The following is a 1,326-nucleotide window of genomic DNA, read 5'->3' as shown; positions in this document are numbered from 1 at the left end:
TCGGCGCGCTTCTATGACGACTGGCGTGATCATCGCCCGGCCGTGGCAGGCTACCGCTGGCAGGCCTGGCTGTTCCGTGAGGAGAGCTCCGGACAGCGCCTGAAGCTGGCCTATGGCGCGCTCCACGACACCGCCTTCTGCTATGCCATCACCTACAATCCCTGGCCGGTGCGGCTGGTCGCCGGCTTCGAGCATGAACATGCGGTGGCTGCCGAGGATGACCGCAACCGCCCGCTCAATGCCCATCTCCAGCAGGCCTGGCAGAGCGTTCAGGAGCGGATGGGCACACTTGGCAGCGAGCAGGTCGGCTGGCTGCGGCCGGAGAGCGGCTCCGATCTGGTGGCTGCCCATCTGGCCGGGTTCGACATCCGCCCCGTTCCGCTCGACCGCCCCAAGCCCCTCGGCACCCGCCCGAGGGACGCCAGCGTGGCAGCAGTGGCGATTGGGGCCGTGCCTCCGCAGCACCGCATCATCCCCTGCCCGCTCGTCTATGGCGGCGTCGACATTACCACGACCAGTCGGCCCGACCCTGCCGGCTTCTTCCGCCGGCTGTTCGGCTGAATCCACCAGCCGGAAAGGCGACGCAATCCGATGCTGCACGACCCGAGCTTTCGGCCTATCGAGCCTGAGCGGGCGTTGCTGGAGCTGCGTCCATGCCTCGGTGCTGCGGCGACCGGCGCCGATCCGGGGCCATGAAGGGATGCGGCTGCCGGACCGGCTGGCGACCGAGGCGGCAAATGCCCTCTTCAGCCGGCTCGCACCCGTCTGCCCGGTCCAGGATGCCAACCACATCCGGCGTAACCAGCCGGGCAACGATTTCCTGGCCGACGGCCGGATCCGCGTCCAGCTCAAGGGCAACAGCTTCGTCGAGAGCATCGGCTGGGCTCAAACCCCCGATCCGGCCGCGGCCGACCTGGCCTTCGACCTGCTCCTGGCCGTCGATCTCGGCGTGGTCCTGGATGGCCGGGTGGGCCGGCTCGCCGGCCAGCCAATCCCGGTGAAGCCGTTCGTCGATTACTATCTGGTTCCCGGCGCGGTGGTACGTGAATGGGTGGCGCTCGGCCGCCGTGTGAACGGGCGGGGCGCGCATATCTATCTCTACAAGTACCCGTTGCAGCCGGGCATCAAGGAGGAGATCGGCCAAACCCAGGAGCTGGCGGACTGGCGCGGGCGCTTCGCCGTGCTGGCGAGCCTGCTCGGATCGTGAGCTTCGGTAGGCCGCATGCCGCGCCTGCTCTCGTTTCCCGGCTTGGCCGCCCGATTTCATCGAAAATTCGTGAACTTAGCGGCGGAGCCTGCTAGATTCGGGGCCCGACGCGATGTTCG

General features: G+C 68.2%; 2 protein-coding genes. Both read left to right on the top strand.

What is annotated here, in order from left to right:
- Positions 1-561: hypothetical protein (locus tag EQG76_RS00110; protein ID WP_159709485.1), on the top strand; the 561-nt coding region annotated here is incomplete at its 5' end.
- A 100-nt stretch (positions 562-661) separates the two neighbouring features.
- The gene (locus EQG76_RS00105) at positions 662-1,207 is read left to right on the top strand and encodes a hypothetical protein (RefSeq protein WP_159709483.1); all 546 of its coding nucleotides are present in this window, start codon (positions 662-664) and stop codon (positions 1,205-1,207) included.
- Positions 1,208-1,326 lie beyond the last annotated feature (119 nt).

It is taken from the genome of Geminicoccus flavidas, assembly GCF_009806515.1.
GTDB classification, from domain to species: Bacteria; Pseudomonadota; Alphaproteobacteria; order Geminicoccales; family Geminicoccaceae; genus Geminicoccus; species Geminicoccus flavidus.
Note: the sequence above shows the minus strand (reverse complement) of the source record. Positions and strands in the feature narration are given on the sequence as shown.